Origin of the sequence: Pseudomonas sp. S4_EA_1b, from assembly GCF_016307435.1 — a bacterium.
Classification (GTDB): domain Bacteria; phylum Pseudomonadota; class Gammaproteobacteria; order Pseudomonadales; family Pseudomonadaceae; genus Aquipseudomonas; species Aquipseudomonas rhodesiae.
In genome coordinates, this window is sequence record NZ_JAEILC010000140.1 from 16,731 (window position 1) to 40,357 (window position 23,627).

Annotated in this window: 20 protein-coding genes; 2 read left to right on the top strand and 18 right to left on the bottom strand. The window is 59.4% G+C overall.

Annotation, left to right across the window (positions count from 1 at the left end):
* The first annotated feature begins 27 nt into the window (after positions 1 to 27).
* Positions 28 to 1,263, top strand: coding sequence for a cytosine deaminase (gene codA, locus YA0848_RS32105; protein WP_034096840.1), 1,236 nt, complete (start codon positions 28 to 30; stop codon positions 1,261 to 1,263).
* Positions 1,264 to 1,272: 9 nt separating this feature from the next.
* On the opposite strand, the gene YA0848_RS32110 is transcribed toward codA, so the two are convergent.
* The 5 genes from YA0848_RS32110 to YA0848_RS32130 all read right to left on the bottom strand — a co-directional run bounded on the left by YA0848_RS32110 (position 1,273) and on the right by YA0848_RS32130 (position 8,402).
* Entirely contained in the window at positions 1,273 to 3,432 is a 2,160-nt protein-coding gene (locus YA0848_RS32110) for a lipase family protein (RefSeq protein ID WP_169903576.1), read from the bottom strand.
* An 11-nt stretch (positions 3,433 to 3,443) separates the two neighbouring features.
* Positions 3,444 to 4,223 carry a hypothetical protein gene (locus YA0848_RS32115; RefSeq protein WP_034096838.1) on the bottom strand — a complete coding sequence of 260 codons (780 nt, stop codon included), beginning with the start codon at positions 4,221 to 4,223 and terminating at the stop codon, positions 3,444 to 3,446.
* The gene (locus YA0848_RS32120) at positions 4,216 to 5,052 is read right to left on the bottom strand and encodes a DUF4123 domain-containing protein (protein WP_169903575.1); all 837 of its coding nucleotides are present in this window, start codon (positions 5,050 to 5,052) and stop codon (positions 4,216 to 4,218) included. Before YA0848_RS32120 ends, YA0848_RS32115 begins: the two co-directional genes overlap by 8 nt.
* A complete protein-coding gene (locus tag YA0848_RS32125) occupies positions 5,052 to 7,100 on the bottom strand; it encodes a type VI secretion system Vgr family protein (RefSeq protein ID WP_184316460.1) in 2,049 nt (682 codons plus the stop codon). The genes YA0848_RS32120 and YA0848_RS32125 overlap by 1 nt, the downstream gene beginning before the upstream one ends.
* A gap of 315 nt (positions 7,101 to 7,415) precedes the next feature.
* Complete coding sequence (locus YA0848_RS32130) at positions 7,416 to 8,402, bottom strand: diaminopimelate epimerase (protein WP_169903573.1); 987 nt, start codon at positions 8,400 to 8,402, stop codon at positions 7,416 to 7,418.
* 318 nt (positions 8,403 to 8,720) lie between these two features.
* On the opposite strand from YA0848_RS32130, the gene YA0848_RS32135 reads away from it, so the two are divergent.
* Positions 8,721 to 9,881, top strand: a complete 1,161-nt coding sequence (locus YA0848_RS32135; RefSeq protein WP_034096834.1) for an MFS transporter — start codon at positions 8,721 to 8,723, stop codon at positions 9,879 to 9,881.
* Positions 9,882 to 9,923: 42 nt separating this feature from the next.
* On the opposite strand, the gene YA0848_RS32140 is transcribed toward YA0848_RS32135, so the two are convergent.
* The 13 genes from YA0848_RS32140 to YA0848_RS32200 form a co-directional block, all read right to left on the bottom strand.
* Positions 9,924 to 10,829: a hypothetical protein gene (locus tag YA0848_RS32140; RefSeq protein WP_232925226.1), complete on the bottom strand. Its 906-nt coding sequence runs from the start codon at positions 10,827 to 10,829 to the stop codon at positions 9,924 to 9,926.
* Between the two features lie 190 nt (positions 10,830 to 11,019).
* The gene (locus YA0848_RS32145; RefSeq protein WP_232925227.1) at positions 11,020 to 11,220 is read right to left on the bottom strand and encodes a type III secretion effector protein; all 201 of its coding nucleotides are present in this window, start codon (positions 11,218 to 11,220) and stop codon (positions 11,020 to 11,022) included.
* Positions 11,221 to 11,472: 252 nt separating this feature from the next.
* Positions 11,473 to 12,471: a type III secretion effector protein gene (locus tag YA0848_RS32150; RefSeq protein ID WP_034096833.1), complete on the bottom strand. Its 999-nt coding sequence runs from the start codon at positions 12,469 to 12,471 to the stop codon at positions 11,473 to 11,475.
* A gap of 201 nt (positions 12,472 to 12,672) precedes the next feature.
* Positions 12,673 to 15,069 carry a TonB-dependent siderophore receptor gene (locus YA0848_RS32155; protein ID WP_034096832.1) on the bottom strand — a complete coding sequence of 799 codons (2,397 nt, stop codon included), beginning with the start codon at positions 15,067 to 15,069 and terminating at the stop codon, positions 12,673 to 12,675.
* Positions 15,070 to 15,166: 97 nt separating this feature from the next.
* Positions 15,167 to 16,117 carry a FecR family protein gene (locus YA0848_RS32160; protein WP_169868887.1) on the bottom strand — a complete coding sequence of 317 codons (951 nt, stop codon included), beginning with the start codon at positions 16,115 to 16,117 and terminating at the stop codon, positions 15,167 to 15,169.
* 26 nt (positions 16,118 to 16,143) lie between these two features.
* Positions 16,144 to 16,644: a sigma-70 family RNA polymerase sigma factor gene (locus YA0848_RS32165; protein WP_169903572.1), complete on the bottom strand. Its 501-nt coding sequence runs from the start codon at positions 16,642 to 16,644 to the stop codon at positions 16,144 to 16,146.
* Positions 16,645 to 16,732: 88 nt separating this feature from the next.
* Complete coding sequence (locus YA0848_RS32170) at positions 16,733 to 17,374, bottom strand: CGNR zinc finger domain-containing protein (protein ID WP_169868886.1); 642 nt, start codon at positions 17,372 to 17,374, stop codon at positions 16,733 to 16,735.
* A 72-nt stretch (positions 17,375 to 17,446) separates the two neighbouring features.
* The gene (locus tag YA0848_RS32175; RefSeq protein WP_169903571.1) at positions 17,447 to 18,649 is read right to left on the bottom strand and encodes an MFS transporter; all 1,203 of its coding nucleotides are present in this window, start codon (positions 18,647 to 18,649) and stop codon (positions 17,447 to 17,449) included.
* A gap of 8 nt (positions 18,650 to 18,657) precedes the next feature.
* Entirely contained in the window at positions 18,658 to 19,428 is a 771-nt protein-coding gene (locus tag YA0848_RS32180; RefSeq protein WP_169903570.1) for a class I SAM-dependent methyltransferase, read from the bottom strand.
* Positions 19,428 to 20,573 (bottom strand): hypothetical protein, encoded by a 1,146-nt coding sequence (locus tag YA0848_RS32185; protein ID WP_034096826.1) that lies wholly within the window; start codon positions 20,571 to 20,573, stop codon positions 19,428 to 19,430. The genes YA0848_RS32180 and YA0848_RS32185 overlap by 1 nt, the downstream gene beginning before the upstream one ends.
* Entirely contained in the window at positions 20,570 to 21,295 is a 726-nt protein-coding gene (locus YA0848_RS32190) for an SDR family NAD(P)-dependent oxidoreductase (protein ID WP_034096825.1), read from the bottom strand. The genes YA0848_RS32185 and YA0848_RS32190 overlap by 4 nt, the downstream gene beginning before the upstream one ends.
* Positions 21,296 to 21,305: 10 nt before the next feature.
* Positions 21,306 to 22,034: a sulfotransferase family protein gene (locus tag YA0848_RS32195; RefSeq protein ID WP_034112847.1), complete on the bottom strand. Its 729-nt coding sequence runs from the start codon at positions 22,032 to 22,034 to the stop codon at positions 21,306 to 21,308.
* Positions 22,031 to 23,179, bottom strand: a complete 1,149-nt coding sequence (locus YA0848_RS32200; protein ID WP_309295758.1) for a transaldolase family protein — start codon at positions 23,177 to 23,179, stop codon at positions 22,031 to 22,033. The genes YA0848_RS32195 and YA0848_RS32200 overlap by 4 nt, the downstream gene beginning before the upstream one ends.
* Between the last annotated feature and the right edge of the window lie 448 nt (positions 23,180 to 23,627).

A 23,627-nucleotide genomic window follows, 5' to 3' on the forward strand; every position in this document is an offset into this window, starting at 1 on the left:
TTGTTTTTAGCCAAGAGGAACTTGCCCATGCACATCATCAACGCCCGCCTGCGCCACCGTGAAGGCCTGCATGATCTGCACCTGGAAAACGGCCGGATCGCCAGCATCACCGCACAAACCAACGTGCCATCCCTGGGGACCGATGATCTGGACGCTGCCGGCAACCTGGTGATCCCGCCCTTTGTCGAACCGCACATCCACCTCGATGCCACTCTCACCGCCGGCGAGCCACGCTGGAACATGAGCGGCACCTTGTTCGAAGGCATCGAATGCTGGGGCGAACGCAAAGCCACGATCACCCAGGAAGACACCCGCACCCGCGCCAAACAAACCATCCAAGCCCTGGCCGCCCACGGCATCCAGCATGTACGCACCCACGTCGACGTCACCGACCCGCAGCTCACGGCGCTCAAGGCCATGTTGCAGGTGCGCGAGGAAAGCGCACACCTGATCGATCTGCAGATCGTGGCGTTTCCCCAGGAGGGCATCGAGTCCTACGCCAACGGCCGCGAATTGATGGAGGAAGCCATCCGTCTGGGTGCCGATGTGGTCGGCGGCATTCCGCACTTTGAATACACCCGCGACCAGGGCGTGAGTTCGGTGAAGTTCCTGATGGACCTGGCCGAACGCACCGGCTGCCTGGTGGACGTGCACTGCGACGAAACCGATGACCCGCACTCACGTTTTCTTGAAGTGCTTGCCGAAGAAGCCCGCAGCCGCGACATGGGCGCCCGCGTCACCGCCAGCCACACCACCGCCATGGGCTCCTACGACAACGCCTACTGCGCCAAACTCTTTCGCCTGCTGGGGCATTCCGGCATCAGCTTCGTTTCCTGCCCCACCGAGAGCATCCATCTACAAGGGCGCTTCGATAGCTTTCCGAAACGCCGGGGTGTGACCCGAGTGAACGAGTTACTGGAGGCCGGCATGAACGTGTGCTTTGGCCAGGACTCCATCGTCGATCCCTGGTACCCCCTGGGCAACGGCAACATCCTGCGCGTGCTGGAAGCCGGTCTTCATATCTGCCACATGCTCGGCTACCGCAACCTGCAAAGTGCTCTGGACCTGGTTACCGACAACAGCGCCAAGGCGATGGCCCTGGGCGAGCGCTACGGCCTGGAACCTGGGCGCCCCGCCAACTTGTTGATCCTCTCGGCAGACAGCGACTACGAGGTAATCCGCAGCCAGGGCCTGCCGCTCTACTCGATCCGCAACGGCAAAGTATTGATGAAGCGCCAGCCGGCTCAGGTCGCGTTCATGTAAGCCGGCGCTTCAGACAATCGAGTCGATATCCAGTGGATGTGCCCTGCCCCGTTCGTTGGGCGCCGCCGAAGGGATGCTGGCCACTGGCGGCGACTCGCGGTTTTCACGATGGCTGAACCAACGGTTTAGGCAGCCTTGCAGGCGCACGGACTGCGCATGGCTGCCGTACACATCGCGTGCCTCCAGGCGACGCCAGCGCAGGCTCTCCAGGCGTCGACGGCTAGTGTGCAAGCGGTCGATCTCGGCGTTGAGGGCCTGATGATAGTGTTCGGGGACATGGCTGCGCCCATTCGGCACAGGCCTGCGGTCCAGCTCACGCCGCTTGTCGCGCAACTGCTGACGCATGGTTTCCAGCGCCCGATCCACCAGTTCGTACTCGCGCTGTGTCACCAGCGAACCCTGACTGTCCAAGGCCTGCTGCCAACGCCGTAATGTGGCCCAGGCGGCCGGGATATAGCTGGCGGTCATGAAGTGCTGACTCGCCTGGAACAGTTGCCTCAAGAAATTCTCACGCAGGGGCGTGTCGCCATGCAGTTTCAATGCACGGTTGACCCCGGCCTCCTGAATGGACTCACAACCGGGCTTCCACAGCACCGAGGACGGGGTGCCGTCGGGCAGTGTGATCGGCATGAAATGCTGTTGTTCGCCATGGTGTTGATAAGGATTGCCACCGACGCGCACCAGACCGGCCGCGAACAACAGCCCGCCCGGCGTGGGCGCGCTGAACAAGGTGACCGCACCGGGAACCCACAGTTTGGCGGTAGTGTTCATCCACGGCGCCGGAACGCTGGGGACCGGATCGTTATGGTTGACGATACGGTGATGGACCAGAGCGGATGCACCGGCGACGAATTCGGAATCGGCGGCGCGGGGAGCGCCGTAGGTGTAGAGGAGGATGTTGTAGCGAGCGTCCGGGACTCTGCGCAAGCCTTCTGCCAATAATAATGCGATAGCACCACCAAGGCTGTGACCGCAAATGACGATGCGCTGGCCGTTGTGGAACTGATCGAGATAACGCAAGACGAAATCCCGCATCGCCCGATAAGCCTCATAAAAACCTTGGTGGGCCTTCCCAATACCTTCGACGAAAGATACTTGGTGAGCATCTGCATCTCGCAGGACGTCGGCATTACTGAACGTACCACGCACAGAAATCAGGATTACCTCATCGTGATGGGTAATGAACGCTTGAGTATCGGTGCCGAATTTTTCGTCATCGAAAAAGTGCAAATTTGCGGGATGCTCCTGCTTATTCTCAAGTTCCGGACGATTCTGTGGATACAAATACGGGTCGAAAGGAAGAATCTCAAATCGTTGCGAATAGGGGACCTCTTCATAAAGGGGAAAAAAACGCTGTACCTGTTCTGGATCAATTTTCCAGGCTTCCTCGTAGTTGGAAAGCTGTTCGGCAAATAGATTGCCTACACTTGGATTCAGCGGAAAACGGACTTGATCCACAGGCTTTTTTGGAGGTTCCTGACCAAAATCGCAATAACTCAAGGCCGCCATCAATGACAGCTGATACAGGTTCAAGGCACAAAAGTTGTCCTCACTCGAAAGAGCCGGGCGCAAAGCGCGTAGCGGGCGCACTTCCAGCACCGTGTGGTTGTTGGGAAACAGAACGACTCCCGCCAACATTGGCTCAGGTACGCCGAATCCCAGGTCAGCCAGCATTTTCAGGGCATGGCGTTGCGGTTGATGAACACGAGGAGCGGTTGGGGGCAAATGAGCAACGTGCCTTACTAAATCGCGCACTTCGACTTGATAAAACTTGTCTGCCCGCTGCCGAGCAGGATTGTGTTCAATACGACGACCGTCAGCGGCAGCAAATCGCGTGCGCTCGGCACGAAACTGAAGTTCGGTAATAGGCAACCGATAAGTGGGGCGCCTCATCAACCATTGATACAGCCGCTCTGCCCCCGTGTACAGATCGTCAAAAATGAGAGTGACGGGACCGCAATATATATCTCGTAACTTTGCGAATCCATCTGCGTCAAGTCTGCCCTCATGCTTTTGCCCTGCACTGTCGTAGACCGTATAGGGTAAGCCGCCATAGCTGTTCCCTACTCCAAACTCATCGACCAGGCAAAAACTCAACCAATCCCCCCGTAATGGGCAAGCAGGTTTGCTGTTACTGAAAAATGGGTGCTTCCGTGCATCCAGATCCATAGATTGGCTCCTTAGTTACATGATGGATAGACATCACAGACCCGGCCATCTGGCATTGTTATGGGTTTGAAATGAGAGTTATCACCGTTGCAAAACGCATAAGTGTCTTCGAAACCCTCCCCACGGCAGCGCTTCCAGCCGCCTGGGACAGCGATCCAATTGTTGTCAACAGCAGGTCTTTCAACTTCCGATAAATTCAGCACCATTCTAAGCGTTTTCCCCGACAGGTCATCTCGTTGCGCAAATCCTCCCGCCCGCGTTTTCTGCACTTGGCCGGTGGCGCTCAGTGAATGGCATTTCAGGATTTTCCTAATTCCGTGAAAAGGGCCGACAGTCCGAAACCTCCACTCACACTCCCCTCTTAATTCCTGAACTCCCGAATCAGGCATCCATCGTGTATCAGTCTCTAAACGATCGAGGATTGAAATATCGCCAATGTCTCCCCCCACATCCGTTCTCCGAAGTCCCCATTTCGCTGAAAAACCCAACTCCACACTACGCAACACCAACGGACACCCTTCCACCTTTTCACCCAACGGCAGCTCATAGCTCACCCGGTTGGCCACCGGCTTGTAGTCCGTAAAAAAAACCTTCCGCTCGGGCCGTTTACCTCGACGCCTGGGTAGAGTGCAGGTTTCGCCCGTCGCGGGCCCGTAGTTGGCTGCGGTTTTAAGTTCAAAGTCCGCCGGCAAATCCACTTCCAGCGTAAAGCTGTCCAGCGGTTTCATCGTGCAGCCCACTAGCCCGCTCATACTCAGCGCCAACAGTGCGCACCATCTTCGTTTACTCATCGGCTTTTTCCATTGAGCGCCATTGCTTCACCACCCGTTGAAAGTGGTCTTCAGGTAATTCTCCGGCCATGGGCGGCCAGTGCACCTTGCTGGCGCGAGTGGCTTCTTCCAAGCGCCGTACCACGAGGAATTCCAGCTGTTCCGGCCGGTTCCATTGCCAGGCACGCGCCTGTTCCAACACCTGGGCAAGCCAGACTTTCGGGTCTTGAAATTCGAACAGTGCCGCCAGGTCCTCGCTGTGTTCGGCGAGCAGGTAACGCAGGATGTTAGCGTGCAGAATGGCGTCGGCTTGCGGGTTGGGCGTACTGAGCCACGGCGCAGGCTCGGGTACTGGGTACTCGCCGGGCGCCGCGTTGTCGGCGCTATGCCAGCGCTGCTCATGCCAATAGCACACGCTGATCAGTGGACCGAGGTATGGCGGCCACTGCTCCGGCGCCAAATGGTCGAGGGCCCGCGCAAGGGTGCGGTTGTCATAAAAGCGGTACAGCGCCTGATCCCCCTGCGGCCCTACCAGTAGCCTGTCTCGCCAGTGCTGTGCGAGGTTCGACAGCTCCGCGCTTGCCACACTGCCGAGCCAACCCCAGTTCATCTGCGGGGTTCGTAGAAGGCTGAGCAGCGCGGGCTCGCCGACATGATCGAGCAGCAGGACTACAGGCCCTTCTGCGGCCAAATCCGCCAATGAGGTCTGGGCGTAGAAGCGGCAATACTGCGACACGCTGCGCACCGCCAACAACGACTGGCACGCCTCATTTTTGCCATCCAGCACCAGGCACAATCGCAGCCCCGCCTGCTGTTGGCGAACCATCCAATGGTGAGCCAGGTTATCCATCACGCCGCCCTCCCGTTGATATCGCACACGCCCTCGCCACAGCCTTTGCACACCGGGCAAAAATCCGCGCCCAACTGCTTGGCCAGGCTCATGATCATCCCCTGGGTAGGGGACATCTTCGGACCGTCAACCCGAGCGAGCGGTGCTGCGACATCCTCACCCGGCGCCAACGGCGCGGCCGATCGCGTGATGGCAGGGATGCCACCCACCACAACGGGTCGACTGCTGAAAATGCCGCCGGCCTGAATCACCAGATGTTCACCCCCCGCCTTGAAGCTCAACTGAGCCCCCGCATCGATGATCAGGCTGGCCCCTGCCTTGAGATGAATTTCTTGACCGGCTTCAATGACCAGGTTTTGGTCAATATGGACTTGGCGGCTGCCGTTCACACGCAGGTGGTCATTGGCCTGCAACACAACCTTTCGGTCGCCGGCGATGTGCTGATGCGCTTCGTGTTCCAGGCGAGTCGAACTCAAGCCCCGAATGGTTTCGTGCCGCTCGCCCGCCACCTCCAGGCGGCTGTCATGACCAACCCGTTGCTCCAGATCCCGTTGAGCACGCAGATAAATGAGCTCATCGCCACGCCGGTCCTCCACGAATACTTCATTGAAGCCGCCGCCGCCCGGGGAACTACGGCTACGCAGGACGCTGCGGGTTTTGTGCTGCGGCAAGGGGTAGGTAGGCATGTGCAGCGCATTGGGCACACAGCCGGTGATCAAGGGCTGGTCCGGGTCGCCCTCCAGAAAGGTCACCACCACCTCCATGCCCACCCGCGGGATCATCGTGGCGCCGAATCCATCCCCAGCCCAACCCGATGCCACCCGCACCCAACCACTGCTTTTGTCATCGCGCTTATCCAGACGGTCCCAGTGAAAACACACTTTGACCCGGCCATAGTCGTCGCAATGCACGTCCTCCCCCGCCGGCCCGGTCACGGTAGCGGTCTGGCTGCCGTTGATGGTGGGCTTGGGATGCTTGAGCGGAGGTCGATACGTCGAACGCCAGGGGATCGCGGTGAAACGATTGCGGTAACCCTGAAACCCCTCGGACTCAACGACGGCTTCTTCCAGCACTTGAGGTTGATAGCCTTCATGACGGACCGAGGTGATCAGCCACAGATCGTTGCAGGACGGGTCCGGATGATCCTGCAACTCTAGAAAGTGCCCACTGCGCAGGACCGGCTGATCACTCCTGCCCAAGACACGATGCCGGTCGCTGTGATGGCGCTCCAGACCGCGACGCGCCAGTTGCGCACCGCGGACATGGCCGGTAAATCCTCCTGGATAACGGTAGTCCTCAAGCCGGTGCGCGGGCTCGATACTTGCGCTGTCCTGCAAGCGCAGAGAAGGATGTTCAAAGTCATAGTCGCGCCGCACTGTTTGCCGACTGCGGGTGGACAGGCGCACATCGAACCGCTGGATAACCCGCGTCGGCGCCTCGGGCCCTCCGCTGGCCGAATAATGTTGCGTGGGTAGACGTCGAAATACCGTCTGGTCATCACCGAATACCAGCACATGGGCATGCTCGCTGTGGCGGAAGTGGTAATGAATCCCCTCCTCCTCGCACAGCCGCTGGATGAAATGCAGGTCGGTCTCCGCGTACTGCACACAGAACGTACGCGGCGGATAGATCACCGGGCCCAATTCGAACCGGTAGGCATCGGCCAGGATGCCGTGATGCTCAAGCACCGCGGCGATGATCTGGGGCACGCTGCGTTGCTGGAAAATCCGTTGATCGCAGCGATGGGCCAGACAGGCCAGACGCGGCGCCAAGGTGAGGTGATAGCGGGTCAATCGGCGGCCAGGGTCATCGCGACCGACGGCGTATACCTGACCGTGCAGGCCTTGATCAGCGTCGCCGAAATCCAGGTAGGCGGGCTGGTGCAGCAATGCCTCAAGCTCCAGCGACGGGTTTTCGCTGGTCACTTGCACTTGAATGAAAAACGGTTGATCCAGTACCTCCTGACCGTTGAACGCCAGCACCTGAAAGTCGGTATTTACGCCTGGGAGAATCAATTTAAAACTTGAAGAAACAAACGCGTTAACCATCCGTTGTTACCCGCTTTGGTTATGACCCAACTGAATTGATCAGTGGACTGAAACCCCGCCACTGAACGTCGAGAACCTGGCGAAAGAGTTTGAGCCAGAGCCCTGAAGCTTAGCGATTTCAGGCAAAAATCGACTGTTGAAAAACAAAAAAGAAGTTTCGTACGGAGGTAATGGAAGTGTCTTTTACAAAATAATAAATCGCGACAAAGTACTACTTCCGAAGTGCACGAAAGGGCCTACACCAACTTGCGAAAACAAGTTAATTAATTAAGAAGAAACTGACGCCCACTTATAGACGTCAGCGCAATGAAACCCTCAGACCTGGCGCCGTGCAGCCCCGAACAGACTGACGCTCAGCAACCCATGGTCTTGAGTTTGCAAGCGCACTGGCGCAGTACCACCCGGCATGACCACTGCGACGTCGCCGGCCTCTACCCAGCCCGCTCGCCATGCCGCACAGGCCACCGCACTGGCGCTAGTTCCAGAGGACGCCGTGGGGCCTTCACCCCGTTCAAACACTCGCGCCGCCATACGATTGCCGGGGAGCCTGGCGGCCCACTGCAAGTTAACTCCAGCCATGCACGGCTGCCCGCCACCGATCGGCGGGGCGAAGGCAATGGCCTGTAGGGGAGCGAACAAGGAAGGTTGCTGCATTGGCCCGTTGTCCGGCAGGTCGGCAATGCGATCGACCAATGTCACGCAATGGGGGTTGCCCACGCGCACGAACTGACTGTGGGTCCAATTCGGATTGATGGCCGCAAGCGCGTCCACCTGGCTCAGTTCAGCGTCACCGAGCAGCACCGGCTCTACCCCTTGCGCGCCAACCGCCGATGGCCCGAACTCGGGCACGCCCAGGGTCAACCAGAACCCTGCGGTGTGGTCATGCACGGCGGGGGCGATGTGCGTGGCCACAGGCGAGTACCCGTCGGGCTGGTCATGGTGCACGCGCAACTCACATGTGTCGGTCATCAAGCCCTGATCCGTGAGTGCCTGAGCAAAAATCGTCAAACCATTGCCACTGCGCTCAGCCAGGGAACCGTCGGTGTTAACGATCAACAGGTCAAATGGCGGCTCGTTCTGAAACGGGCCGACCAGCAAGCCATCGCACCGATGGTCTTTGGCATTCGCTGGACGCGGCAGTGAACCCCAACCGCATTCGGACGCGATGGCCAAGGCGGCCCAGGTTTTGCGCGTACGCGCGGCCTGGACGGGGTCGTCGGGTAGCTGAACGCCCTGATGCCGGAGCGCTGCCGGGCCGACCACGCCATACACATTGCCTCGGGCATCGTAGAACTGAGTCATGCTGTTGTCCGGTTTCCGACTTAGGGGAACAGCAGCGTATTACAGAACGGCGCATTTGTGCGAAGCGGCCTGGAGGGTGGTAATCCACCGCGCAAAGCCCGGGGTTCATCACCTTGTGCGGGGATTACACACCTTCCAGAACGCCTCCTACAGAAGCGACAACACCTGTGTGGCGTTCATCACCGATTGCGTTCCAGGTTTGTAAAAAGAAAATTCACGCTCAATGCTGATCGGGGAACCCAGCTCGCTCGCGAGGGCCTGATATGCAAGGATGTCGCGCCGGACATCGTTCGTTGAACGCAAAACCAAGGACTTTTCATGACAGCCATCCCCACCTCAGCGCCCGTGGTTCCCGGGCGACTGGAGCAAATGTCGACCCGCATCGCCTTTTTTATCGCCGGTTTCGGCATTGCCGCCTGGGCGCCGCTGGTGCCGTACGCCAAGGCCCGCGCGGAACTGAGTGAGGGCACCCTGGGCCTGCTGCTGTTGTGCCTGGGGGTGGGTTCGATCATCGCGATGCCGGCGGCGGGTGCGCTGGCATCGCGGTTTGGCTGTCGACGTGTACTCACGGCCGGCACGATCATGATCTGCCTGGCCTTGCCGCTGCTGGCCACGGTCAGCTCGATCCCGTTATTGATCGTCGGGTTGTTTCTGTTTGGCGCCGGGCTGGGCACCGTGGATTCTACAGTGAACCTGCAGGCGGTGATCGTCGAACGGGCCAGCGGCAAAACCATGATGTCCGGGTTTCACGGTTTGTTCAGCCTGGGCGGGATTGTCGGCGCGGCAGGCGTTGCTGGTTTGCTGGGAATGGGGCTGACACCGCTGCAGGCGACGCTGGTGGTGATCGTGATCACGCTCGCGGCGCTGCTCAAGGCTGGGCCGCATTTATTGCCTTATGGCAGCGAAAGTTCAGGACCGGCGTTTGCGGTGCCCCATGGCGTAGTGCTGTTTATCGGCTGTCTGTGCTTTATCGTGTTTCTGGCCGAAGGTGCGGTGTTGGATTGGAGCGCGGTGTTCCTGAGCGCCGAACGCGGCCTGGACGAGGCCTACGCCGGCCTGGGGTATGCAGCCTTCGCCCTGACCATGACAGCTGGGCGCCTGACCGGCGATGCCATCGTGCGGCGCTTGGGCGCGAAGAAGGTGATTATTGTGGGTGGTGTGCTGGCCGCCAGCGGTATCTTCCTCGCCACCTTGTCTTCTGCCTGGGAGGTCGCATTGCTCGGCTACGCATTGGTGGGGGCGGGATGCTCGAATATTGTGCCGGTGCTCTACACCGCCGTTGGGCAACAGAAGGTCATGCCCGAACACATTGCCGTACCGGCCATAACCACGTTGGGGTATGCCGGCATTCTGACCGGGCCTGCTGCCATCGGCTTCATCGCCCATGGCAGCAGCCTGGCCACGGCCTTTCTGGTGATTGGAATATTGCTGGTGGCAGTGGCAATCAGCGGAAAAATACTGCGGGTGCGAACGACATGAGCTTGCGCGTTGGATCGAGAAGCTCATAGGTAGCCAGGGGCCTTATCGTCCCTTTTCTTCCTTGTCGTTTTTCAACCAACGGTCAATGCTGTAGTTCTTCAACGAGCCATTGTTGTGGCTACCGAACAGGGTGGTGCCATTGGCCTTGGTGCTGTCCAGCGATGCCAGCAAACCTGGCCGCTCCACCAGGTTTTTGGCCATGTAGACCTGCAGCTCGCTGTATTTTTTCTTGGGAAAGCCGGTGGCCGCGTCGCGTACTACCTGCCCGTGTTTGTCTGTTTCGTCGGGGTCCTTGCTCATCTCGATAAGCTTGTCTTTCTTGACGTAGCGGTGCTTTTCAAAAAAGAAATTGGAGTCTTGCGATGGGTCCCGCAAGTCATCGAACATCCCTCTGAACGCCTGAACCACCTGTGCGTCGGTCTTCGAATGAAACGGGTCGGCACTCTGGGTGTTGGGATGGGTGTTGCCGGTGGCATAACTGGCGACCTTTTCGAGACTGGCCGAGGTTATCTCGCCCCCCTTGGCAACAATCGCGTCGGCCAGCCGCGGGCGGCTGAGTATCTCCCGCGCAAGCATGATCGTGCGCTCAAGCGCCTTGCTTTCCTTGGGATCCTCTTTCGCAATCGCCTCCAAGGAGCCCAGAGTCAGGCGACCATTCTTCTTGAAATCGCCGAGCATGGGAAAAACGTTGTTCAGTTGGGACGCCAACACTTGGTCGTCCGAGCGGGCATACGGGTTGCCTTCCTGCGAACCGCCTGAATATGAGTCTCGAGCGTCAAAATGCTCCTGTCCATTGCTCCGAAATCGACTATCAAGCAACTGACTCTCTTGAGGGGGAAGTGACGTGCCCTGTGCGCGCTCAGCGACTGCGCAATGCGCATGACCACTGCCTGTGCTCAGATTCGGCCCAGGCGCTACTTGCCTCAAATTATTCAGCCAGTCAGCCATTTTTTTTCTCCAGCATAGTTAGATTCCGCGGACCAAACCTTATCGGGTCGATCGCTGCGCACCTGACTCAACAGGCCAAGAGTGAGTGGTGCTCGGAAAACCCTGGTTCCAGCAGGACAGGCGAGTCGCGCTCGGTAAAATTTGAGCGTTTGTAACCACTGGGCCAGAAGTACATCGCCATCCGGCGGATTCAATCGAGCCTGCGGCGCCACCAAGCGGCCAGGCCCTCGAACAGCCCTGGGAGCTTGAGTGACTTGATGCCATCATTCGAAGCCTGGCCGGCCGCGAGCATGCCCCGGGAGAAATCATCGGCAACCGGCGCCTGAAACTTTCGCTGGCCGGCAAAGGCTTTCATGCGACGTGCTTGGGCGGCATACAGGGCAGGTGACATCTGCAAGTCCGGCGATGCCAAGGCACCTGCTGAGCGAACAGGATCGCCATCGTGGAGGCTGCGAAACGGTTCGTGAAAACCGTGATGAGGTGATTGAAACGAGGTCGAAGTCATTGTGTTTGCCCTGGCTCGGAGCCCGAAAATCAGCCGGTTTGATCAACTCCGGCAGGTACTTCCTATGTGGCATATCAACGTAATCAGTTCCTTACAAAACGGTGGCAGGCACCGCAACCGGGTTGCGGTGCCGCTCAGTCAAGAGCGCAGCATAAAAAGCGCGAGCAGATTGATTCGCTCGTCAGACTCTCGGCTCGCTAGGTCATCCAGCCTTGTGACCAGATCGTTACGCTTGAGCAGTTCCTGCGCCAACTGCACCAGATGGTCTCTAGAAGAATCGCCAGTCAAAGGCTCTCGCGCCAGGTTTCTCAAATCCTGGATATTGATGTCCCTAGACCATGGCCCGTCTTTCAATTCGTTGAAGTGCTTGAGGAGCTCCCCGACCAACTCTTTATCGGATTTATATTTGAAGTAATTTTTGCCGCCGATGACCAGGTCCACGTTTTGCCGATCGATTAGACCGTCCAGTGCGCCGGTGGAGCTGTGCCGGTCGAGGGCGCTCAGCAGTTCTGGACGGCGCAGCATTTCCTTGGCCAGGCGAATGTTATCGTTGACGCTGGAAAACGGGGACCAACCTTTTTTGGCCATCGTCTGAATGCTGTCGATGCTGACGAAACCGGGATTTTTAGGGTCCATGAAAGCTTTGAAATTACGGCGCAGCTGCGTTGCCAATTGTTCATTGCTCTTGAGCGAGTACTCCGAATCAGGCCGACCCGGCCACGTGGGGTAGGGTTTACCGATGGTGGGGTCTGGGCGTGGCGGCGGGTTACCGCAACCAGGCTGCGGCCGTGGCGGAGGATTACCCGAGCACGGACGGTGTGGCGGCCGAGGCCAACCGAAGCAAGTGTGCATCCAGTGTCGGAACGGGTCCATAAAGCCTGGACGCATGGCCGTCACGCTGTGGTGCATAGCGGGAGACGCAGGATAATGGCGCTCCGTCGGCGTCTGCGGATCACCAAAAACGGGACCGGCCTTGTTTTCTCGCGAAGAGAAACTGACGTTGGCCATGTTGCGGTCCGAAAAGGACAGGGCCTCAGGCGCCGGGCGACGAGCCTTGACGTCGGTTTTGGGACTGTCCTGTAAACGGTCATGGGAAGGCGAAGCAGACAAGGATTTATCAAGCGTCGATACCGACATAATGTTCTCCAACACAAGGGGGCGTGATATTCAGCCTGCCACTGCGACGGCGCGTCGAAGCGCGGCAGCTAGCCCATCTGTGGCGGGGATGTCGGATTCGGTTCCTGATCGGACAACCAGATGCACGCTGCACCTGTAGGAAACGGGCAAAAAAAATCGCAGCCCCTTGTTGAGCTGCGATATTTCCCAAGCGTTCGAGGATCAGAACCCGACGCTGGCCTGTACAAAGAACGTACGCGGTTCGCCCAGGTACAGTCCGGCGTTGTTGTCGCTGGAGCGCGTGTAGTGCTGCTGGTCAAACACGTTTTTCACCCCCGCGCCCAACTTCAGGTTCGACAAGGATGGGCCGAAGTCATAGCCGCTGCGCAGGTTGACCGAAACGTAGCCCGGAATATCGCCGAACTGGCCATCAGCCGTGCCTTGAGTCACGTAAGTGCTGGTGGTGCCGGGGGCACGTTGGCCAGACTGGGCATAGACGTCCAGGTTATGGGTCCAGCGATTGATGTCGTAGCGCAGCCCCAGGGTCGCCACTTCGCGGGAGTACAACGGCAGATCGCGCCCCTTGAAGGGCACATCGCCCTCGGAGGTGGCCTTCGTGTAGGTGAACCCGGCATTGGCGGTCAGGCCTTCCAGGCGCGGGTCCAGATTGGCCAGGTCGTAATGCGCTGACGCTTCGACACCGGCGTGCTTGGTGGCGCCGAGATTGGTCCAGCCCACATCGTTGCTGACGTATTGCAGCTCATCGGCGAAGTCGATGTAGAACAGCGTCACTTCGCCACCCCACACGCTGTCGTTGTAGCGCGTGCCGATTTCATAGGTCTTGGCTTTTTCCGGGTTCAGGCCGTTGGCCGTCTGATTGCCGGTGCCACCCTGCCCCAGTTGGAAGTACTGCAGGCTGCCGAACGACGTTTCGTAGTTGGCGAACAGTTTCCAGGCATCAGAGACGTGGTACATCACGCTCAGGGCCGGCAGGGGTTCATTGTTATGCACTTCGCGGCGTTTTTCCGGAGTGCGCGTACCGTTCAGGGCGATCACCGGGCGGTCATGCCATTCGGTGCGAATATTTTCGAAGCGAATGCCCGGGGTAATCGTCCACTTGCCGATATCGACTTTGTTATCGATATAGAACGCATTGGCCTCGGTGCCACCAGTGCGGTCCTGGTAAACATGACCGTCGCTCTGCCCGCCAGGTGTCGGCACGTTGTTGACCAGGTTGAGGCTGGTGGCTTGCTCGTGCATGCCTTCTTTGAGGTAGCGATAACCCACGCTGACTTCCTGGATGCTGGGCCCTAGGTCGAACACATGGGACACACGCGGCTCGATACCGAAGGTGTAGTAGGTACGCGGGTAGGAACTGATGGTTTTGAGGTCGCGGTTGGCGATGTTGCTGCCTCGGAAACTGTCGGCGTAATAGGTCAGCACTTCGGCCTGAGTGCGGTCGTCGATCTGACGGATGTACTTGAAGGACATATCCTTGCGGCGGCCACTGAAGTTGTCCCAATCGCGCACCGACTGGTACGGGTTGGCGTCGAACTGCTGTTGGGTCAGGCCGCCGGGCATGTCGGCGCTGGCATCGTAATAGTGGAAGTTCAACGAGAAGTCGTCTTGATCGGTCGGCGCCCAATGGGTTTTGAGGATCACGTCATCGATATCATTGCCATTGTTGCTGTTGCGATAACCGTTGCCGTTGACCCCGGAATACAACAGGGCAGCGCCGATACCGTTGTCGGCCGTGCCGCCGATAAAGGCGTTCTCGATATGCTTCCAGCCGCCATGGGCGGAGGTTTGCAGGGTGGTGCCGACTTCGCCGGAGAACGTGTCGGGGATCGCCCGGGTTACAAAGTTGATCACGCCACCGACGTTCTGCGGACCGTAGCGCACGGAACCGGCGCCACGCACCACATCGATGCTGTCCAGGTTGCCGGCGGAAATCGGCGCCATCGACAACTGCGGCTGGCCATAAGGCGCGAACGCGGCTGGCACACCGTCGATCAGGACGGTGGAGCGTGGCGACAAACGGGACGTCAGCCCACGCACGCCGACGTTGAGGGAAATATCGCTGCCACCGGTGCCGTTGGCCTCCTGCACCTGCACGCCGGGCACCCGTCGCAGCACATCGCCGACATTCATCGCGCCCTGCTCCACCATGGCTTCGCGGCGGACAACCGTGCGAGCGCCAGGATGGTTCTGCACCACTTCGGCATTGGCGTCGCCGAGCCAGTCGCCGACGACCCGGATATCGGTGGCGCCCAACTCAATCGGCGAGCCGGCTTCACCGCTGCCGCTGGTTTGCGGGCGCAGGGTCACCGAACCGGCGTCGATCTGGTAGTCCAGACCGCTGCCTTGCAGCAATTGGCGCAAGGCTTGCTCGGCGCTGAGGTTGCCGTCCACCGCAGGCGCGCGTTTACCGGCAACCAGCTCGGGGCTGAAGAATACTTGCAGGGACGTCTGCTGGCCGAGTTGGCTCAGGGCCGCGCCCAAGGGTTGGGCCTGGATGTAAATTGCGTCGTCGGCATTGGCCGAGGCGCTGACAGCGAGCGCCAGGGCCACGGGCACCCAGCGGCGGATTTTATTGTTGTGGAGGGCGATTTTTTTCACGTCGAACCTTGTCCTGTGATCGCAAAAGTATGCGGCCGTTAATGCAAACCAGTTGCAGTTGCAGGAGAAGACGACGAACGGGGAAAAAACCTGAATGTCAGCGCGAAATAATTTCCTGGCTACCGTCCGGCAACGTACGCAAAGCCACCGGCAGGATGCGCGGCAGAGCCTTGAGCAAGGCGTCGGTGTCGTTGGCCTTGAATACGCTGGTCAGGCGCAGGTTGGCGACGGCGGGCGCGCTGACCCGCAACGGTTGCTCGCGGTAGCGCGACACTTCCCGGGCCACGTCGCTCAGTGTGGCGTTGTTGAACACCAATTTGCCGGTACGCCAGGCCGTCAGCTCCTCGGCGTTTACCGCGTAGGCCGTCGCCACCTCGCCTTGGCGGTCCACATGGGTGCCACGACCGGCGGTCAAGGTGACCCGCTGCTCCGCCACACGCCCCTGGACCTGCACCGTGCCCGCCTCGACCGCGACGCGAGTCTGGTCGTCATCGCGGCGCACATCGAAGCGGGTGCCGGTGACCGTGACCTGCCCCGCCCCGGCGGCCACCACAAAGGGGCGGCTGCTGTCGTGTTCGACGCTGAACATCGCCTCGCCCTGTTTGAGTTCAACGCCGCGCCGGGCGTTTTCGTATGTCACCGCAACCACGCTACGGCTGTTGAGGTCGATCAGCGAACCGTCCGGCAAGGCCACTTGGCGATGCTCCCCAAGACGCGTGCTGAATTCGGCCCGGTAGACCTTGGAATGATCGAGCCCGCTGAACAAGCCCAGGCCCACGGCGACCGCGACGACGCTGGCCGCCACCGCGTAACGCCACAGCGCAGGCTTGCGAGGCCGTTCGGCAGGCGCTTCGCACAACGCCTGCCAGCGCGCCTCGGGCAGCAGGTCGGCGGCCAGCCACAGGCCTTGCAGCACGTCGAATTCGTATTGATGGGTTGGATGTTCCGCGCGCCAAGCCTCGAACCGTCGGGCTTGCTCGGGGCTCAGTTCGCCGTCCTGCACGCGCGCGAACCACTGCGCGGCCTCTTCACGGGCACGGTTGTCCATCGCGGAAGATCCTGTTTCGATACGAGTCATGGTGTCGGCGCGTCCAGGCGGTCGCGCAGATGCCGCAGCGTGCGGATCATATACTTTTCCACCATGTTTTTAGACAAACCCAGGCGTTCGGCGATTTCCCGCTGGGTGAGCCCCTCGATTTTCTGCCAAATGAAGATCCGCCGACAGTTGAGCGGCAATTCGGCCAGTGCCCGCTCGATGGAGTCCGCCAACTGGATCGCGTGCATGACATGCTCCGGATCGCCGGCGTGGGGTGAGCATTGAACGAAGGCATCGACTGATGCGGCGTCGCGGCGGTCGTCGCGACGATAGGCGTCCACCGCAATGTTGCGCGCAGTTTGATGCAGATAGGCGCGCGGTTGCTGCACATCGGCGGAACTGGATTCCAGCACCCGTACGAAGGTGTCGTGGGCCAGATCTTCGGCCTGCTGACGGTTTCTCAAGCGACGCGTCCAGGTCCCGATCAGCTCTTCATAGTGCTCGAAAAAGCCTGTTCTGCGGGGCGGCTGAGGGATCATCGCGAAGGCACTGGATAGGCGGGCGTGAATAGTAATGCTTCCTATTAAGTGGAGCAATTGCTACCCGTCGTGATTGACCGCGCGACGACTAAGGCGGCCTGCCCTGCTTGAGTCGACTGGATTTTTCCCGGCTGCCGCACACGCTCATCTGGCACCATCTGCGCTGCTTGTTCTTAGAAATATCCAGAAATATCCAATCGCAGTCATGGGCGCCGCAGCACTTCAAACCCTGCAGCGCCCCGGGTACCAACCATTGCGTGGCGTCGATCGCCAGGCGCCCGAGCAGCATCGTGGTCAGTTCCTGGGCCGACGTACAGGGCTTCCAGACCCAGGCAGGTTGACCGTCGACCGTGCGTAGCTCGCGCCAGGCCACACCTTGCTGGAAAGTCAGATTGATCTGCGCCAACGCCGCATCGGGAATGGGCTGGTGCAGCGCCAGCGGGTAAAACACCGCGTATAGGCATTCTCTGAAGGCAATCACCGCCTCCAGGTTCGGCTGATAGGCAATAGGCCACTCAAACACCATGGGCTTGTAATGTTCAAACTCATGGGTCGAGACCAACGACGCGTGCAGCGCCCATTCAAAGAAGAATGGAAAGCTGGTGAGCCGTTCCTCCATCACCTTGAGCGTCGTGCCAGGGCGTCGTCCGTTGGTGGTATTGATAAAGTCCAATACCAGGGCGCCACCAATCAGGCGGATCGAGTTCGCAGAGCCAGTAAAATGCGACATGCCTGCTCCTGGGAAAATACGGCCTCGCTGCAAGCACGCAGAGTACCGCGTTTTTCCAGGTTGCAGGCACCGCTACTCCCGCTTACCCAACAGCAACACCATTGCGTATTGCCCGAACAGCAGCAGCGCCACCACCCAGTAGACGTGGGAAAACGAGCCGCTGAGGTCCCTCGACCAGCCTCCCAGGAAATTGCCGCACACCCCACCCAAGCCGATCAGCACATTGGCGATGCCGAACGCCTGGGTCAGCCGGCTGACCGGCACGATTTGCCCGATGTAACTGGGCACCAGCCCGAAGATCGGATAAAACGCCAGCGCAAATAAAAACGCCGCCAGGTAGAACGACGGCAGGTTGTTGAACGTAAACACCAGCGTTGCAGCCACCCCGGCACTAAGGAAACACAGAGCCAGGGAGGTGCGCACGCCCGCTTTGTCGGCCAGCCACCCCAGCAGAAAGCCCGAAGCCATGCCCACGGCGCCGAGGGTGGTCCAGATAAAACCGGTGTCTTGCACCGACACCCCCAATTCGTCGCGCAGGTAGGGCGCCAGGTAGGTCTGGAACGGCAGCAACGCCATGCCATTAAGAAAGGCGATGCCCCACGTCAGGTACAACGAACGGCTCAGCCAGGGCGCGTGGCGGTCAGACGTCTGCCCGGGCTCCCCGGCTGCCTCGCCCTCCTCGCTCGTCGCCAGGTTGCGTAACAGGTACCAGGCCACCACGCATAGCGTCAGCGAGATCAGCCCGGCAGTCAGCCAAATCCCGCGCCAGCCGCCGTGCATCGTCAGAAACGACACCAATAACCCGTTGATAAATACGCCGTAGCTGGTGCCGCTGGAAATCAAGCCCATGACTCGTGAGCGCAGGCCGGCGCTGAAGCCTTTGGTGACGATCTCCGCCAGCGGGATGTACACCGACGCCGAACAGCCGCCGAGCAGAATCAATAGCGCGCCGGAGAGCCAGATCGTGTCGCTGACACTCAGCCCCAGCAGCGCCAAGGACGTCATCACGGTGGACGCCAGGCTGATCTTCCAGCCTGCGACATAGCGGCTGATTACGCTGGTGACCGATGAAAACAGCAGAAAGCCGATCTGCGCGCCACCGGTGATCAAGCCCACTGTGGTGTAGTCGAAGCCGAGGTCGCGACGCATGTCCACCACCAGGTTGGCGAACAGGTAAACGCCGAACCCATAAGTGCTGGCCACGAACCCCGTGAGCACTATCGCCAGCACCCCGCTATCGAGGGGCCGGGCGTTGCCTTGCACAAGCGTATTCATAGCGCCCCTCACGCGGCGAGCGCGGTGTGGATGACAAAGTCACACTGCATCATGTCGTAATCGGCCTGGAAATCGCCGTAGCTGGCATGCTCCGAAAACCCACAGGCCAGCACCTCCTGGGTCAACTCGCCGGGCAGCAGCGGGTAGACCTGCAGCCGGTATTGCTCGGCGTTGTCAAAGCGGTAGATGAACTCGCACAGGTGCGCGTTGACCTCGCCCAGGCTCACTGACACGTGGGTGCCGCAGTAATAGTAGTGGCCGCTGGATTTGAAATGGCCGGCGCGAATGGCGAAGAAATTGCGTTGATCCACCACCAGCAGGCCGCCCGGCTTGAGCAACGCCCGGAAGGTTTGCAGGACGTCCAGGCGTTCGCTGGCTTCGAACACATGGCACAACGAACTGCCCAGGCACACCACGGAGTCGAACTGCCCCAGTTCCTGCGGGTCGAGGGCACGCCAGTCGCGATGATGGGAGGGTATCGCCAAGCCGTACCGGCGGAAGTTCGCGCGCGCCTTGGTCAGCATGGTGGGGCTGCCGTCGGTGGCGACTACGTCGAACCCGGCCTGCTTAAGCTGTACCGCGTGGAAGCCGCTGCCGGTCGAGACGTCGATTACCGACTGCACGCCGTGGTTGCGCAACAGGTTTTCAAAGAACCCGCTCTCCCCCGCCTTGCGTTTTTCCCAATCGATCAACTCGTCCCAGCGCTCGACAAAATCCGCCGAGTACTGCGTGGAATAACGGGCGATGGGGCCATTCGGCTGCTTGGGCATCTGGTTCATCACGCACCTGCCAGGTTGAGTGCTTTGAACGCCGCGTACTTGCTCGCCAACTCGCGGGCGAACTCGGCGGATTGTTCGATGGACATGTTTTTCTTCGAGTAGCCCAGCATCGCCTGCATCACGGCCATGCACTGCGGGTTGAAGGTGACCGAACCGTCGCAATGGATCTCGTCGATGCCGTCCTGGCTCTGGCAGATCGTGTTGATGCGCACCGCGTCGTCCTGGGGGCAGGCGTTGGAGAACTGCACCTCGATGCGACCCTCGTGTAACCACACCGGGTAACCGCCCGGCAACCCCAGCGGGCCAGGGGCATGCACCAGCACCGGCGTACTGGAAAACAGCCCCTCGATTACCGTGACCGCTGAACACGCGGTGAGGAACTGCCCGTCCACGCCACCGCGACGCCGGAACTCGGAGCGGACCGCCGAGAAAATCGCTTCGGCAGGCAACCGCGCCACGTTCGGCTGATCGCGGACCTCATACAACAGACGGTAATTAGCCCGTGGCGGCAACCCGGCGCGCGGGACGTAATGGCTGAAATAGTGCTGGGCATACAAGCGAACCCGTACATCGGCAGGGCAACACTCCAGCAACCGCGCAATGGAAAAACGCACCGCCGGAATCAGGTTGGCCACGTTGCCCACGCCGATATCCGGCGCCAGGCCGACCCTGGCCAGAATCGGGTTGACCGCATCGGGAAAAGCCGCATTTACGGTGCGGGTGACGATGCCTGAGGCTTTTACCGCGCGCATCAGGTTGTGCATCAGCGTCAGGTGCATGGGCAACCAGGGACCGAACTGCGCTTGGTCGAGTTGTTCGAACGAGCGCTTGGGCAACGCCGTGATGACGCGCCACGACTGCAACGACGCGCAGTTGACGAGTATGTCCGGTGCCTCGTCCCGCAGCACCTGGGCGACGCGGTCGATGTCGGTCAAATCCGCGATCACCGGCCTGATCGCGACGAACTGCTCCAACTGCGCACACGACAGCGCCACCAGGTTGCACAGACGCACGTTGGCGTCCTCATTGCGCCCCAGCACCACAAATTCGAAGGCATTCTTCGGCGCGAGCAGTTTGAGGATCTGCAGGCAGAGGTTGCCGGCGCCTACCAGCAACAGCTTTTTTTTTCGCGTGGATGGGCTCACCGTGGGTAGGCTCCATTGTCGACGGGGATGACCCGGCCGGTGATATGCCGCATGGCATCGCTGATCACCAACAGAATGATTTCCGCTACGCCGCCGGGCAGGATGGGTTGCTTGAGAATCTCCTGACGCGCGTATTCATCGCGCCGGTAGGTCGGAATGCGGTCGTAGATGGCGGTGTCGTGGATCAGAGCTGGCGACACGGCGTTCACCCGCACAAAGGGTGCAAAATTCCAGGCGTTAGCCTTGGTAAGGCCGATCACTGCCGCTTTGGTGGCGCCATACAGCGCATCGCAACTGCCCACCTCGCCGGCCACCGAAGCGATATTGACGATGCAGCGCGAAGCTTCATGGCGCATTTCCCGCTCGGCGAAGTCCTTGGACAGGTAAACCAAGGCTTTGAGGTTGACGCTGAGGATGTCATCCACTTCGTCGTCGGAATAGGCGTAGATGCTTTTGCCGTGATAGATCCCCGCATTGTTGACCAAGGCGTAAATAGACTGATGGCGTGCATATATTTTGGGAATAAAGCGCTTGATCACAGCGTCGTCGGTGAAATCCGCGACCTGGGTGTCCAGTACATCGTCGCCATAGCGATGGGTGAGTGCCTTCAAGCCTGCGGCATCCTTGTCAGTGCCGATCACGAAATAGCCGGCTTCAATGGCTTTCTCCACCGTCGCTCGACCAATCCCATTGGCGGCGCCGGTCACTATTAACTTTTGCATGTCAGGCTCCTTATTGACAAAACGCGTTCATATGCTCGTAAAACGGCCGGTGATAGTCATATAAGTTTTTTAACTTTGCGCACTGTTGGAATAGCGCTATATCCAGGACTTGTTTATCTGGGGCGATAATCCGCTCACTATTTTCGGCGGTCACATGCCAACTTCTCCACATCTTCCATTGGGGCGGGCATTCGCGCTTCCAAGACAAAGCGCGAGGCAGAAACTCAATATTCAAATAATCACAGAGTTTACGAATAACGTGTTGCGGATCGGCGGCCAGATCATCGGCATTAATCACATACGGTACTTTACCGGTGAGTTTTTTTAGCACACAAAAGATCTCGTACTGTGCTTTATACCCAATCGCCTGTAACGGCATATCCGGGTATATACGGTGGTGGGAAACAATACTGCTGACCGGCTCGCGAATAATAAATACATTGTCTTGGCAGGCGAGAAAGTCGACGTCGACCTTCAACTCCTCCAGGCAGTGGTAACACATATCTTTATGAAACACCGGGGAATGGCTTGCCGCTTCGATCAGCCGTTGCTTGATCGCCGTATAAGTCGTGGGAAAAGCGTGGTCCCAGTCGTCCGAAGGAATGCTGGAATCGGCGGAAAATGCCCCATGAGCAAAAGGCTCATGGAAGACTTCGAAGTCCCCGCGCTCGATAAATACGCGTTCCAGCACCGTGGAACGCGAGCGCGGGTGAGCCCATAAGGCAACCATTTGGTTCATGCCACACTCCCATATTCGGTCGCCAGAATTTCGTTGATCGAGCGTCTGGAGTGCTGGGCCGCGGCGCATAGGCGAACACAGTGATCGGTCAGGCGCCGGTGCGCGGCGTTGGCTTCGTGGCAGGCGGTGATAAAGGCTGCATGACGGGCGAAGTCCTGCGGCGCGATGCTGTCGAGCAAATAGGCTTGGTAGAAGTACGGAATCCGCATCAACTTGGCGAACGTCGCAGGCGGTACCTGCAGCGGCGCGTGGGCGGGCAGCACGGGTTGGCCACGGCTTTCGCGCTCCACCAGAAATGCCACCATCTCCGGCGTGAGTGTGTAGTAGGTGGCGCTCAGGCCGGTGCGTTCCAGGTGCCAGCAATGCTGGTTGCCACGCGCATCGACGTCGATTTTGAGGCTCGACAGCAAGGTGTGGACCGGCACGCGCGACGCGGCCACCAGGGCCTGGATCTGCTCGTAAATCAGCAGTTCGGCCCAGCGCAATTCCTGCGGCGCCAGCGCCATACTGCGCGCGGCGGCTTGCTGGGCGAACTCGGGCTGACAGCCAAAGCGCCCGATCATGTAGGTAATCACGTACTTGCAATGGCGCGTATCGATGCCATGGCTGCGCGCACTGAGTCGGCCACGCTCAATGGCCTGCAAACCCGCCTGGAACTGCGAGACGGTGAAACAAAAGGTGATGTTGATCGACACCCCTCGCGCCACCAATTGCTCGACGCTCGCCAAACCCTCCTGGCTCCCCGGCACCTTGACCATCACGTTCGGTGCCAGATGATGCAGCTCCATGCCGCGGGCGGTCATGCGCTGGGCGCAGCGCACGTCGCCTGGCTCCACCTGAGCGCACATCCAGCCCTCAGCGTGTAACGATTGCTCCCACAGGGTTTTGAGCGCCGACGCACCGTCGATAATTACTTCGTCGTACAACTTTTTGTGCAACGCCTCAGGCGACAGATTGCTCTGATCAACACGTGAAGCCTCGTATTCCCGTCTGTCTAGAATCACCGCAGTCACCAGACGCGGGTTAGTGGTCACGCTGCTGAAACTTCGCGGCCGGCACCAATCATCCGGCATCAACCGCTCGATATATGCGGCTACCGTTGGGTGCTTATCCAGCAAGCCGTATTTATGGGGGGCATACAACACGGGGGATGAATCCCACCACAATTCTGAACGAGGGTTATGACTTTTTAGTTGTTCTAAGTAACCCGGAGTGCCCACGACACATCCTCCTCGGATAAGGGTTATTTAATGAAAGAGACGACAGCGGGTACTTATCAACAGCGATGAACTAAGCATGCCCCCGCGTATAGCCGCTGGGTGTTCAAGGCTGCAAAACAAGCAAACAACTTCAGCGTGAGTACGTAACTAATAATCAGGGAGCGTACTGCAGACAGGGTGACAACTCCAATTTGCACGACGACATCATCGCCATTGAAGATCACTGACATAGGCAAGCCAATATGAACAGGCGCCGGCCCCTGATCTGGTAGTTCCCCTATAACGGCCAATGAAAACATGGGCTTCTCTTATAGGTGACTCCGCGATGACTTCTGAACTACCAGCGGAGCGGATTGAGGTGTCCCTATAAAAC